Annotated in this window: 10 protein-coding genes; 8 read left to right on the forward strand and 2 right to left on the reverse strand. The window is 72.5% G+C overall.

What is annotated here, in order from left to right:
• Window positions 1–262: 262 nt before the first annotated feature.
• On the forward strand, window positions 263–1,318 hold the full coding sequence (locus ACYQ8L_RS13930) for a 7-cyano-7-deazaguanine synthase (protein ID WP_459942415.1): 1,056 nt from the start codon (window positions 263–265) through the stop codon (window positions 1,316–1,318).
• Between the two features lie 4 nt (window positions 1,319–1,322).
• Window positions 1,323–3,449 (forward strand): ATP-dependent DNA helicase RecG, encoded by a 2,127-nt coding sequence (gene recG, locus ACYQ8L_RS13935; protein WP_459942416.1) that lies wholly within the window; start codon window positions 1,323–1,325, stop codon window positions 3,447–3,449.
• Between the two features lie 57 nt (window positions 3,450–3,506).
• Here recG and wecB read toward each other — a convergent pair whose 3' ends face one another.
• The gene (gene wecB / locus ACYQ8L_RS13940; protein WP_459942417.1) at window positions 3,507–4,649 is read right to left on the reverse strand and encodes a non-hydrolyzing UDP-N-acetylglucosamine 2-epimerase; all 1,143 of its coding nucleotides are present in this window, start codon (window positions 4,647–4,649) and stop codon (window positions 3,507–3,509) included.
• A 172-nt stretch (window positions 4,650–4,821) separates the two neighbouring features.
• Here wecB and ACYQ8L_RS13945 point away from each other — a divergent pair, with 172 nt between their 5' ends.
• The 3 genes from ACYQ8L_RS13945 to ndk all read left to right on the forward strand — a co-directional run bounded on the left by ACYQ8L_RS13945 (window position 4,822) and on the right by ndk (window position 7,608).
• Window positions 4,822–5,454 carry a metallophosphoesterase family protein gene (locus ACYQ8L_RS13945; protein ID WP_459942418.1) on the forward strand — a complete coding sequence of 211 codons (633 nt, stop codon included), beginning with the start codon at window positions 4,822–4,824 and terminating at the stop codon, window positions 5,452–5,454.
• Between the two features lie 82 nt (window positions 5,455–5,536).
• Window positions 5,537–6,826 carry a phosphopyruvate hydratase gene (gene eno / locus ACYQ8L_RS13950; RefSeq protein ID WP_459942419.1) on the forward strand — a complete coding sequence of 430 codons (1,290 nt, stop codon included), beginning with the start codon at window positions 5,537–5,539 and terminating at the stop codon, window positions 6,824–6,826.
• A gap of 362 nt (window positions 6,827–7,188) precedes the next feature.
• A complete protein-coding gene (ndk, locus tag ACYQ8L_RS13955; RefSeq protein WP_459942420.1) occupies window positions 7,189–7,608 on the forward strand; it encodes a nucleoside-diphosphate kinase in 420 nt (139 codons plus the stop codon).
• A 302-nt stretch (window positions 7,609–7,910) separates the two neighbouring features.
• Here the strand turns inward: ndk and ACYQ8L_RS13960 are convergent, their stop codons facing one another.
• Window positions 7,911–8,639 carry a hypothetical protein gene (locus tag ACYQ8L_RS13960; protein ID WP_459942421.1) on the reverse strand — a complete coding sequence of 243 codons (729 nt, stop codon included), beginning with the start codon at window positions 8,637–8,639 and terminating at the stop codon, window positions 7,911–7,913.
• A gap of 33 nt (window positions 8,640–8,672) precedes the next feature.
• Between ACYQ8L_RS13960 and ACYQ8L_RS13965 the strand changes: the two genes are divergently transcribed.
• From ACYQ8L_RS13965 to ACYQ8L_RS13975, 3 genes are all read left to right on the forward strand, one after another.
• Window positions 8,673–9,878 carry a M24 family metallopeptidase gene (locus tag ACYQ8L_RS13965; protein WP_459942422.1) on the forward strand — a complete coding sequence of 402 codons (1,206 nt, stop codon included), beginning with the start codon at window positions 8,673–8,675 and terminating at the stop codon, window positions 9,876–9,878.
• 165 nt (window positions 9,879–10,043) lie between these two features.
• Window positions 10,044–10,607, forward strand: coding sequence for a 16S rRNA (guanine(966)-N(2))-methyltransferase RsmD (rsmD, locus tag ACYQ8L_RS13970; protein WP_459942423.1), 564 nt, complete (start codon window positions 10,044–10,046; stop codon window positions 10,605–10,607).
• A partial coding sequence (locus ACYQ8L_RS13975) for an amidohydrolase family protein (RefSeq protein ID WP_459942424.1) occupies window positions 10,604–11,824 on the forward strand: 1,221 nt, incomplete at its 3' end. The genes rsmD and ACYQ8L_RS13975, both read left to right, overlap by 4 nt.

Raw genomic sequence — 11,824 nt, forward strand, 5'->3', positions numbered from 1 at the left:
CGCCCCCCTCACCCCGGCCCTCTCCCCCCGGCGGGGGAGAGGGAGACAGAAGGCGGTCCGGGGCGGCGTCGAGCGCACCCTCTCCCCCCTGGTGGGGGGAGAGGGAGACAAAGAGCGGGCCGGGGCGGCGTCGAGCGTACCCTCCTCCCCTGGTGGGAGGGGGGCAGGGGGGAGGGGGAGAAGGAGAAGGGGGCGTCCCGCGAGGAGGCTGGAAACCGACCTCTGACCTCTGTCGTCTGACGTCTGACACCAAGGAGACGGTGTGAACGCCGAGAACACCCGTAATCCCAGCGACCAGACGCCGGCTCCCGAGGGGCCGGTCAAGGCCGTAAGCCTCTTGTCCGGGGGGCTCGACTCGATCCTCGCCACCCGGGTGGTCCAGGACCAGGGGGTCGAGGTCCTGGCCCTTCACTTCATCACCCCGTTCTTCGGCGGGCACAAGCGGGGACGGGAGGCCGAGGTGGAGGCCTTTTTCCGGGAGAAGTACGGCATCACGGCCCGGGTGGTGGACGTGTCCGAGGAGTACATGGAGGTTCTCGCGAACCCGAAATACGGGTACGGCAAGAACTTCAACCCCTGCATCGACTGCAAGATCTTTCTGGTGCGCAAGGCCCTGGAGATCATGAAGGAGGAGGGGGCCCGGTTCCTCATCACCGGCGAGGTCCTGGGGCAGCGGCCCATGAGCCAGCGCCGCGACGCCATGAACGCCGTGGCCCGGCAGTCGGGGGCCCGGGAGCTCATCCTCCGGCCTCTTTCCGCCCAACTCCTGCCCATCACCGCGCCCGAGCGCCACGGCTGGGTGGACCGGAGCCGGCTCTACGGGTTCCGGGGGCGGTCGCGCAAGCCCCAGATGGAACTCGCCGCCAAGCTGGGGATCACGGAGTACCCGAGCCCGGCCGGGGGGTGCTACCTCACCGACCCCACGCTGGCGAACCGGGTGCGCCGGTACTTCGACGAGGTGCCGGCCGAGGAGCGCTCCTCGGAGGACGTGCGGCTCCTGCTCGCCGGCCGGCCGTTTCGGCTGCCGGGGGGAAGCTGGCTCACCCTGGGCCGGAACCAGGGGGAGAACCGGGCCGTGGCCGCCCTGGCCCGGGAGGGCGACCGGTTCCTCAAGGCCCGGGAGGTGCCGGGGCCCCTGGGGCTCCTGCGGCTCCGGGACCCGGAGGACCTCGAGGCCGCGGCCGGGGTGCTCCTGCGGTACTGCCCCAAGGCCGGGGACGAGCACGAGGTCGGGGTGGGCCCCGCGCCCGACGACCTGCCCGAGACGGTGCGGGCCCGGAAACGCAAGGATCCGGAGATCGAGCCCTGGAGGTTCTGACCCGGTGCGCCGGCCGGCCGACCTCGCCTCGTACCGCCACATGCGCTCGGTGCTCGCCACCCCGCTCACGACGGTGCGGGGCGTGGGCCCGAGGGTGGCGGAGAAGCTCGGCCGCAAGGGCCTGAGGACCCTGGGCGACGCGCTCGTGTTCCTGCCCCTTCGCCACGAGGACCGCACCCGGCCGACCCCGCTCAATCGCCTCGCGCCGGGCGAAACCGCGGTCTTCCGGGCCCGGGTCGAGGCGATCGGGGTCAGGGACTACCACCGCCGCCGGGTCCTGGAGGCCCGGGTCACCGACGGCGCGGGCTGGGTCACCCTCAAATGGTTCCGGGGCAATTTCCGGTGGCTCCAGGACCGGTTCCGGCCCGGCACCGAGGTGGCCGGTTCCGGCACCGTGCGGGTGTTCCAGGGCCGGCCCGAGATCGACCACCCGGAGCTCGAGCCCCTCGACCCCGGCGACGACCCGGGCGGGCTCGAGCGGGTGGTGCCGGTGTACTCCGAGGTGGAGGGGGTGCATCCCAAGGCCCTGCGCCGCATCCTGGAGGCGGCGCTGGCCCACGCCCTGCCGGCCGTGGTGGACCTGGTGCCCGAGCCGCTGGCCGAGGATCTGGGCCTTCCCCCCATGGCCGAGGCCTACCGGGAGGTGCATTTCCCCAGCCGGGGCGGCCCCGACCTCCCCCGCTGGGTGGCCCGGCACCGCCGGGCGCTCGTGCTCGAGGAGTTCTTCTTCCTCCAGTTGGGCCTGCTTCTGCGCCGCGAGGGCCAGGGGCCGGCCCGGGGCATCGCCTTCCGGCCGGATTTCCGGCTCATCAAGCCCCTGCTCAAAAGCCTCCCCTTCGAACTCACCGCGGCCCAGCGCCGGGTGCTCGGCGAGATCCGGCGCGACATGGAGGCCCCCCGGCCCATGCACCGGCTGCTCCAGGGCGACGTGGGGAGCGGCAAGACCCTGGTGGCGCTCCTGAGCGCGCTCATGGCCGTGGAGTCGGGGTACCAGGCGGCCCTCATGGCCCCCACCGAGATCCTGGCCGAGCAGCACGGCCTCAACCTCCGGCGGCTGTGCCGGCCCATCGGGGTCGAGGTGGCATGCCTCACGAGCTCCACCCCCAAGGCCGAGCGGGAGGCCATCCTCGAGGGGCTCCGCACCGGGGCGCTTCCGCTCGTCGTGGGCACCCACGCCCTCATCCAGGAGTCCGTGGCGTTCCACCGGCTGGGGTTCGTGGTGGTGGACGAGCAGCACCGGTTCGGGGTGCTCCAGCGGGCCGGGCTCCTCCGTAAGGGCGAGAACCCCGACCTCCTCGTGATGACCGCCACCCCCATCCCCCGGAGCCTTTCCCTCACCGTGTACGGCGACCTGGACCTCTCGGTGATCGACGAGCTGCCCCCGGGCCGCCAGCCCATCGCCACCCGGGTCGTCCGGGAGAAGGACCTGCCCCGGGTGTACGCCTTCGTGCGCGACCAGGCGGCCCGGGGCCGGCAGGCCTACCTGGTGTATCCCTTGGTGGAGGAGAGCGAGGCCCTGGACCTCAAGGCCGCCACCACCATGGCCGAGCACTTCCAGGCCGAGGTGTTCCCGGACCTCAAGGTGGGGCTCCTCCACGGCCGGATGCGGCCCGAGGAGAAGGAGGCCGTGATGGGGGCCTTCGCGGCCGGGGAGATCCAGGTGCTCGTGTCCACCACGGTGATCGAGGTGGGGATCGACGTCCCGAACGCCACGGTCATGGTGGTGGAGCACGCCGAGCGGTTCGGCCTGGCCCAACTCCACCAACTGCGGGGCCGGGTGGGCCGGGGCGGCGAGAAGTCCTACTGCGTCCTGGTGGCGGGCCGGGAGACGGGCAAGGACGGCTGGGAGCGGCTGCGGGTGCTCGCCTCCACCACCGACGGGTTCCGGATCGCCGAGGAGGACCTTAGGATCCGCGGGCCGGGGGATTTCCTGGGCACCCGGCAGTCGGGTCTGCCGGATTTCCGCATCGGGAACATCCTGCGGGACGGGCGGCTCCTCCAGACGGCCCGGGACCTCGCCTCCCGGGTGCTGGCCGAGGACCCGGGGCTTGGCTCGGGCCGGTACCCGGCCCTGCGGGAGGCCCTGGAGGACCGCTGGGCCGGCCGCCTGGAGCTCGCCAAGGCGGGGTAGGGCGGGGGACCGACCCTCGCCTCAGGACGCCCTCCGGCTTCCCGACGTCCTAACGTCCTAACGTCCCAGCGTCTCCCCTTCCATCAGCGCCGCCACGATCCGTTCGGCGGCCCGGCCGTCCCAGAGCTCGGGCACCCGGCCGGCCTTGCCCCGGCCGTCGAGGGCCTTGCGGGCCTCGGCCACGATGGCCTCGGGGTCGGTGCCCACCAGGGTGTTCGTGCCCTCCCAGATGGTGACGGGACGCTCGGTGTTCTCCCGGAGGGTAAGGCAGGGGATCCCCAGGGCCGTGGTCTCCTCCTGGAGCCCGCCCGAGTCGGTGAGCACGAGCGCGGCACCCTTCCAGAGGTTCAGGAAGTCCAGGTAGCCCAGGGGTTCGGTCACGTAGAGGCCGGGCTCGAGGGGGGCGTCGGCCGGCGGGAGGGGCCGGAACGCCTCGTCGATCCCGAACTCCCGCGCCATTTTCCGGGTGCGGGGGTGGATCGGGAACACGATGGGGATCTCCCGGGCCACGGTCTCGATGGCCCCCAGGAGCCGGGTCAGCACCTCGCGGCGGTCCACGTTGCTCGGCCGGTGCAGGGTGAGCACGCCGTAGCGCTGCCCCGGCGCCACCAGGGGCTCGAGCCCGAGGCGCGGCAACCGCTCCACCTGGTGGAGCAGGGTGTCGATCATCACGTTCCCCACGAACCGGATCTTCTCGGGCGGCACCCCCTCGGCCCGGAGGTTCTCGTCGGCGTCGCGGCTCGTGGTGAACAGCAGGTCGGCCACGGCGTCGGTCACGAGCCGGTTGATCTCCTCTGGCATGGTGCGGTCGCGGCTCCGGAGCCCGGCCTCCACGTGGCACACCCGGATGCCCATCTTCACGGCCACCAGGCTCGCCGCCATGGTGGAGTTCACGTCCCCCACCACGAGAACCCAGTTGGGCCGCTCCGCCTCGCACACCTTCTCGAACCGCAGCATCACGTGGGCCGTCTGGTAGGTGTGGGAGCCCGAGCCCACCTCCAGGTCCACGTCAGGCGGCGGGATCTCCAGGTCCTCGAAGAACGCCCGGTACATGCGCTCGTCGTAGTGCTGGCCGGTGTGGACGAGCCGGTGCTCGATGGGGCGGTCCGGGTGCTCGGCGTTCCACCGGCGGATGGCCCGCACGATCGGCGCGATCTTCATGAAGTTGGGCCGGGCGCCCACGACGAGCAGAATCTTCATGGGGTCTCCTGTGCCGAACGGGGTGCGAAGGGGAAAGGACGGCTTACGCCCCCCGGGGCGAAAACCGGGCCCAAGGGTGCCACACCGGCGCCCTACGCGGCAACCGAAACCCCCGGTCTTTCTTGACTTAGGGGGGGGCGTCGGGTAAGAAGGGCGCCCGTCGGAGGGCGGCGTGGCGATCTGGGCGATCGGCGACGTGCACGGGTGCCGGGACCGGCTGGAAGAGCTCTGGAAGCGGCTGGGGCCGGGGCGGGACGACACCGTGATCTTCCTGGGGGATCTGATCGACCGGGGCCCGGACCCGGCCGGGGTGATCCGGTTCGTGCGGGAGCGTTCGGCCGACGCGCGGGTGGTGGCCCTGCGGGGGAACCACGAGGACCTGTGCCTCACCTGGCACCGCACCCGGGACCCGGCCGACCGGGACCTGTGGATGTGGAACAAGGGATACACCACCCTCGAGAGCTACGGGTTCGCGCCGGGGGACCCGGACGCGGCCGTGCCGGCGGGGGACCTCCGGTTCCTGGAGGCCATGCCGCTGTGGCACCGGGAGGGGGAGGTGGTGTTCGTCCACGCGGGGCTCCGGCCGGGGGTGCCCCTGGAGCGGCAGGATCCACGCGATCTCCTCTGGATCCGGGACGAGTTCTACGGGGCGCCGGAGGCGTTCTCCCACCCGGTGGTGTTCGGCCACACCCCGTTTCGCGGGGTGTTCCGGCGCGGCCCCCTGGTGGGCATCGACACGGGTGCCGTGTACGGCGGGAAGCTCACCGCCTACGAACCGTTCGAGGACCGGATCGTCCAGGTCTGAAGGCCAGCGAGGCCGCCGAGCGCGAAAGGGGTGTCTGCCGCCCGGCCGAGAATCGTTCCCACTGACCAAGGAGGACGAAGGGATGTACACGATCACCGACATCATTGCACGGGAAATCCTGGACTCCCGCGGCAACCCCACCGTGGAGGTGGACGTCCACCTGTCCTCCGGCGTGGTGGGCCGGGCCGCCGTTCCCTCGGGCGCCTCCACGGGCGAGCACGAGGCCGTGGAGCTCCGCGACGGCGACGAGGCCCGGTACCTCGGGAAGGGTGTCCTCCAAGCCGTGGAGAACGTGAACTCCTCGATCGCGCCCGAGCTCATCGGCTACGACGTGCGGGACCAGGCGGCCATCGACGCGCGGCTCGTGGAGCTCGACGGCACCCCGAACAAGGAGAAACTCGGGGCCAACGCGATCCTGGGGGTGAGCCTGGCCTGCGCCAAGGCCGCGGCCGATGCCTCCGAGCTGCCGCTGTACCGCTACGTGGGCGGCACGGGGGCGACGCTCCTGCCGGTGCCCATGATGAACATCCTGAACGGCGGGGCCCACGCCGACAACAACGTGGACATCCAGGAGTTCATGGTGGCCCCGGTGGGCGCCTCCTCGTTCCGGGAGGCCCTGCGCATGGGCGCCGAGGTGTACCACAACCTGAAGAAGACCCTGAAGGAGAAGGGCCACCGCACCTCCATCGGCGACGAGGGCGGGTTCGCGCCGGATCTCGGCTCCAACGAGGAGGCCCTCGAGGTGATCCTGGCCGCGATCGAGCGGGCCGGGTACAAGCCGGGGAAGGACGTGCTGATCGCGCTCGATGCCGCGGCGAGCTCCTTCTACCGGGGCGACCACTACTACCTGGCGGCCGAGGCCGAACCCCAAAAGTCGGTGGACGATCTGATCGGGTACTGGGAGCGGCTCGTGGCCAAGTACCCCATCTATTCCATCGAGGACGGTCTCGACGAAAACGATTGGGACGGCTGGAAGAAGATGACCGAGCGCCTGGGCGACCGGATCCAGATCGTGGGTGACGACCTCTTCGTCACCAACACCGAGCGGCTCCGCTCGGGCATCGCCATGGGCGTGGCCAACTCCATCCTGATCAAGGTGAACCAGATCGGCACCCTCACCGAGACCCTGCAGGCCATCGAGATGGCCCACAAGGCCGGGTACACCACGGTGATCTCCCACCGCTCGGGCGAGACCGAGGACACCACCATCGCCGACCTGGCCGTGGCCGCCAACTCGGGCCAGATCAAGACCGGCGCGCCCTGTCGGACCGACCGGGTGGCCAAGTACAACCAGCTCCTTCGGATCGAGGAGAACCTGGGCGCCTCGGCCCGGTACGCGGGCCCGATCGTGGCCGCCCGCCGGGAAGGCTAGAAGGCTGGGAAGCTGGGAAGCTGGGAGGCTGGGAAGCCGCGGAACCGGCGGATCCCGACACCCCCGCCCAGAGGCCAGATTCCGACAGATTTCTGAGGACGGAAGGCGGGCGGGACCGAAAGACGGCAGCTGCGGGGAGGCGCAGAGAGCGGCCAAACGATTCACGATTCACGGCAGTTGAGCCGCCCAGCCGAAGGCTGTTTTCAGAGGTTAGCACAGGCGGCAACGCTGGTATCGCCGGAGGCTTTTACGTCCTAGCGTCCCAGCGTCCGAACGTTCGAACGTCCCAAGTCGGTGCCCCTGCCGCCGGGCCGGGGCGCCTTGTTTTGTCCCTTTACGCTTGCACACACGAGGAGTCTGCCATGGCTGTCGAACGAACCCTTGCCATCATCAAACCCGACGCCACCGCCCGGGGCATCGCCGGGAAGATCATCGCCCGGATCGAGGAGGAGGGCTTCACGATCCGTGCGATGAAGCTCCTTCGGCTTTCGAAGAAGGAGGCCGAGTGCTTCTACGCCGTGCACAAGGAGCGGCCCTTCTTTGATAGCCTCACGACCTTCATGTCGAGCGGGCCCGTGGTGGTGCTGTGCCTGGAGCGGGAGGACGCCATCGCCAAGTGGCGCGAGGTCATGGGGGCCACGAACCCGGCCCAGGCGGCCGAGGGCACGATCCGGAAGCTCTACGCGGTGGACGTGGAGAAGAACTCGGTGCACGGCTCCGACGCGCCCGAGACCGCGGCCACCGAGATCGCGTTCTTCTTCAGCGGCATGGAGCTCGTGTAGCCCGCGGCGGGCCGGGGAGAGGGGACCGGTGCCGCTGCCCCCTCCCCCTGCCCCCCTCCCACCGGGGGAGGGGGGACCGCTTCCCGGCGGCAGGTGCCGCTGAGGTTTGTCTTCCTTCCCCCCAGGGGGAAGAGGGCGGGGGAGATCGGAGTCACGGGGCGGGGCGCGCCGCAGGGCCGCCCCGCCCCGGTCGTTCGGGGGGGGCGGCGAATCGCCGCCGGCCCTGGGCCGTCCGTGGGAGCGGCGTCCACGCCGCGATCCGCGCCGCCGGCCCGAACCGTTTCCGGTTCCCGCTTCCCGATTCACCGCCCCTTGGGCCCCACCCCGGGCGGCATGCCGCGGGGCATGCCCGCGGGCATCCCGGGCGGGGCGGTCATGGGCACCGGGGTCTCGGTGATGGCCGATTTCGCCCCGGTGCCGTACCCGAGGAGCTCCATGGTCGTGGTGTCGGTTCGGGAGGTCACCACGCCGAAGGGCTTCACCTCGGGCACGAAATCGTAGGTGGCGAGCACCTTGCCCTGGGCGTCCACGATGCGGTGCACCTCGGCCTCGAAGGTGCCGGCCGGCACGGTCACCTTGCGGCGGCCGGCCTTCTCGGCCCGGAGGCCCTCGGCGCCCTCGGCCGGCACACCGCTTCGCCGTTCGAACATGTGCACGGCCATGCGCCGGCCCATGGCCACGAAGTCCTTGGGCATCTCCGAGGCCGGGGCGTCGCCGCTCTTCAGGATCAGGCGCTCGATGTTGTCCGGGTCGTCAGGGTTCCCGCGAACGAGCATTTTCACGATGTTTCGGTGCTCCCCGTCGTCCTGGACCACCTCGTACCACCAGCCGTCGCCCTCCCGGCCCACGATGGCCATGCGCATGCGGGTGGTCTTGCCGGAGTCCTTCTCCACCACCCGGTACTCGGACCACACCCCGACCTCGGGTTGGAACGTGCCGAAGAGCCGCGGCACCTCGGCGGCGCGGGCGGGGAACCCGACGAAGAGCAACAGGGCGAACACGGGAAGCAGCGGTTTCGAAACGCAGCGCATCGGACACCTCCTGACCGGCGGAAAGGCGAACGGATGAACCCGACGAGAACGGGTCCACAGTATCACCGGGCCCCCGGGCCGCAAGGGGTGCCCCCGGGCGAGGTGCGGGACCGGACCGAGCGGTTTCGGCGCGGGCTCGTCGCGGCGGGGCTCGTCGGGGCCCTGGTGACCCACCGGCCCGACCGGTACTACCTGGCGGGTACGACCCAGGAGGGGTTCCTCTGGGTGCCGGCGGCCGGCGATCCCGCTCTTTGGATCCTCCGGGACCCGGGGCGGGCCCGGGCGGAGTCCCCGGTGCCGGTGGAGCCCGTGGCCTCGGGCCGGGAGCTCTGGGACCGGGCCCGCCGCGCCGCGGGGGAGGGACCCGTTGGGATCGTGGCCGAGGTATTCCCGGCGAGCTGGCTCGCCCGTATCGGAACCGACCGGTGGGCCGACGTGGGGCCGCTTCTGGCCGGGCTTCGGCGGCGCAAGTCCGCCTGGGAGGTGGAGCGGATGCGCGAGGCCGGCCGGCTCGTGGCCCGGGTGTACGAGCACGCGGCAGCGACGCTTCGGCCCGGGGTCACCGAGGCCGAGTGGGCGGGGGAGCTCCTGGGCCGGGCCATGGCCTGGGGCCACGAGGGCTGGCTCTGGTCGCGGGGCCCGTTCGAGGCGTACCCTTGGCACGTGGTGTCCGGACCCAACACCCTGGCGGCCGGGGCTGTGGACACCCCCATGCCCGGGGTGGGGCGGTCGGCCGCGTTCCCGGTCGGGGCGGGCGACCGGCCGATCGAGCCGGGGGAGCCGGTGGTCGTGGATTTCGGGGTGAGCCTGGCCGGGTACCAGACCGACCAGACCCGCACCTTCTGCCTCGGCCGGCCCCCGGGGTGGCTTCGGGACCTGTACGACGCCTTGCTCGAGGTGCACCGCACGGCCGCGGCCCTCCTTCGGCCCGGGGTCTCAGCGGGGGAGATGTTCGAGGCGGCCCGGCGGCGGGCCGAGGAGCTCGGGATCGAAGGGTACCTGGGCCCGCCGGAGCGGCGGTGCCGCTTCGTGGGCCACGGGGTGGGGCTCGAGACGGTGGAGGCCCCGCTCATCGCCGAGGGGTCTTCCGAGGTCCTCCGGGAGGGCGACGCCGTGGCCCTGGAACCCAAGGCCGTGCTCCCGGGCCTCGGGGGCTGCGGGGTGGAGGACACGTTCCTGGTGACGGCCGACGGCCCGGTGCGCCTCACCCCGATGCCCCAGGCTCTCTGGGTGGTTTGATCAAACCACGGAGGGCACGGAGGACACGGAGAGGTGCGAAGAGCTGTACCGAACACTAGGTCGCCGCTCGGAGCCCGCTCCCACGCCGTGGAACAGGCGAAGACGCTGGGATCTTGAAGGGCCTTGCGTCCCAGCGTCCGCGCCTCCTAGCGTCCAAGCAGACACATGGGATACGTGCGCATCACCTCGGGGACGCTCCGGGGCCGCCGGGTCCAGACCCCGGAGGGCCAGGGCACCCGGCCGCTTCTCACGCGGCTCCGGAAGAGCCTGGCCGACCTCCTGCGCCCCCGGCTCCCCGGGGCCCGGGTGCTCGACCTGTTCGGCGGGTCGGGGGCGGTGGCCCTGGAACTCCTCTCCAACGGGGCCCGGGAGGCCTGGGTGGTGGAGAAGGACCGGGGCGTGGCAAACCTCGTGCGGCGAAACGCCCAGGCCCTGGGCATGGAAGCCCGGCTCCGGGTGCGGGCCGACGACGCCCTGCGGGCCTGCCGGTCCCTGGAAGAGGCGGGGGAGCGGTTCGACATCGTGCTCGTGATGCCGCCCTACCGGAAGGGGCTCCAACAGGCGGCGCTGGAGGCCGTAATGCACGCCGGGCTCGTGGCGCCGGGCGGGCTCGTGGTGGTGCAGCGGCACCGGGACGAGCCCCAGGCCGCCCACGCCGGGGCCCCGGTCACGCGCACCCGGACCTACGGGAACACGGCTTTCGATTTCCACGAGCCCGGGGTCCCGTGACCCGATCGCCGGACCTGTGGATCGAGGCCGAGGGGCTCCGGCGGGGGCCGCGGGCCGAGGCCCTTTCGCCGGCGTACGTCCTGGTTCGGGGCGGCCGGGTGGTGTCCGTGCGCTCGGACGACCGCGACCGGCCCCGGGATCCCCTGCCGACCCTCCGGGGGGGCTGGCTCGTGGAACCCCTGGCGGACGCCCACGTGCACCTGTTTCTGCCCGGGAGCTTCGACCCGGCGGACCGCAGCCGCGTGACGAACGCCGGGCGGGAGGACGCCCTCGAGCGGATCCTCGGGCTGCTGGAGGACTACCGGGCGCGGGGCGTCGCCGCGGTGCGGGACGGGGGGGATCCCCGGGGGCTCGCCCTCGAGGCGGCTCGGGTGGCGAACCCGCGGCCCGAGCGGTACGCCCGGGTGCTCCCGGCGGGCGAGGCCCTGTTCCGCAAGGGGTACTACGGTTCGTTCCTGGGGCGGGGCGCCGCGGGTCTCTCGGAGGCCGAGGCGATCCTCCGGGAGAACGCCGCGGCCGGGGCGACCCACGCCAAGATTCTGGCCACGGGCCTGAACAGCCTCGACGAGGTCGGAGGGGTGTCGGCGGGCGGTTTTTCGGCCGGGGACCTCGGCCGGCTGTGCGGCGCGGCCCGGGGGCTGGGGCTCCGGGTCATGGTCCACGCGAACGGGCCGTTGGGCGCGGTGCTCGCCACTGGCCCCGACTCGGTGGAGCACGGATTCGGGTGCGACCCTGGGGATCTCGGCCGCCTGGCGGCCGGCGGCGTGGTCTGGGTGCCCACCCTGCGGGCCTGGCAGGCGCTGGAGGAGCACCCGGCCCTCACCGGGCGACAAAAGGCCGTGGTGCGTACGACCCACGCCCGCCACCTCGCCGAGGTGGCCGAGGGCGCGGCGCGGCGGGTCTCGATCGCGGCCGGAAGCGATGCCGGCACCCCGGGGGTGGAGCACGGGGACGGGCTCGTGGAGGAGCTGCGGCTTCTGGCCGAGGCCCTCGGGGACCCGGGGGCGGCGCTCGCGGCCGCCACGTACCACGCCCGGGCGTTGTGCGAGGCGGAGGCCGGGGCGCCGGTCGGCGGCCTCGCCGAAGGGGGGCCGGCGGGGTTCGTGTGGCTCGCCGCGGACCCGGCGGGGCACTGGGACGGGCTGAGGGAACCCCGGGGCGTGTACCTCGGGGGTACCTGGACCGGTGCGGACCCGGATGAGGTGGGAGGGGGCCGG

It is taken from the genome of Deferrisoma palaeochoriense (assembly GCF_054656955.1).

Excerpts from the sequence above, each read along its gene's own strand:
- wecB (WP_459942417.1), bottom strand. The coding sequence starts at position 4,649 with ATGAAGATTCTGCTCGTCGTGGGCGCCCGGCCCAACTTCATGAAGATC.
- eno (WP_459942419.1), top strand. The coding sequence starts at position 5,537 with ATGTACACGATCACCGACATCATTGCACGGGAAATCCTGGACTCCCGC.
- ndk (WP_459942420.1), top strand. The coding sequence starts at position 7,189 with ATGGCTGTCGAACGAACCCTTGCCATCATCAAACCCGACGCCACCGCC.
- ACYQ8L_RS13960 (WP_459942421.1), bottom strand. The coding sequence starts at position 8,639 with ATGCGCTGCGTTTCGAAACCGCTGCTTCCCGTGTTCGCCCTGTTGCTC.
- ACYQ8L_RS13965 (WP_459942422.1), top strand. The coding sequence starts at position 8,673 with ATGAACCCGACGAGAACGGGTCCACAGTATCACCGGGCCCCCGGGCCG.
- rsmD (WP_459942423.1), top strand. The coding sequence starts at position 10,044 with ATGGGATACGTGCGCATCACCTCGGGGACGCTCCGGGGCCGCCGGGTC.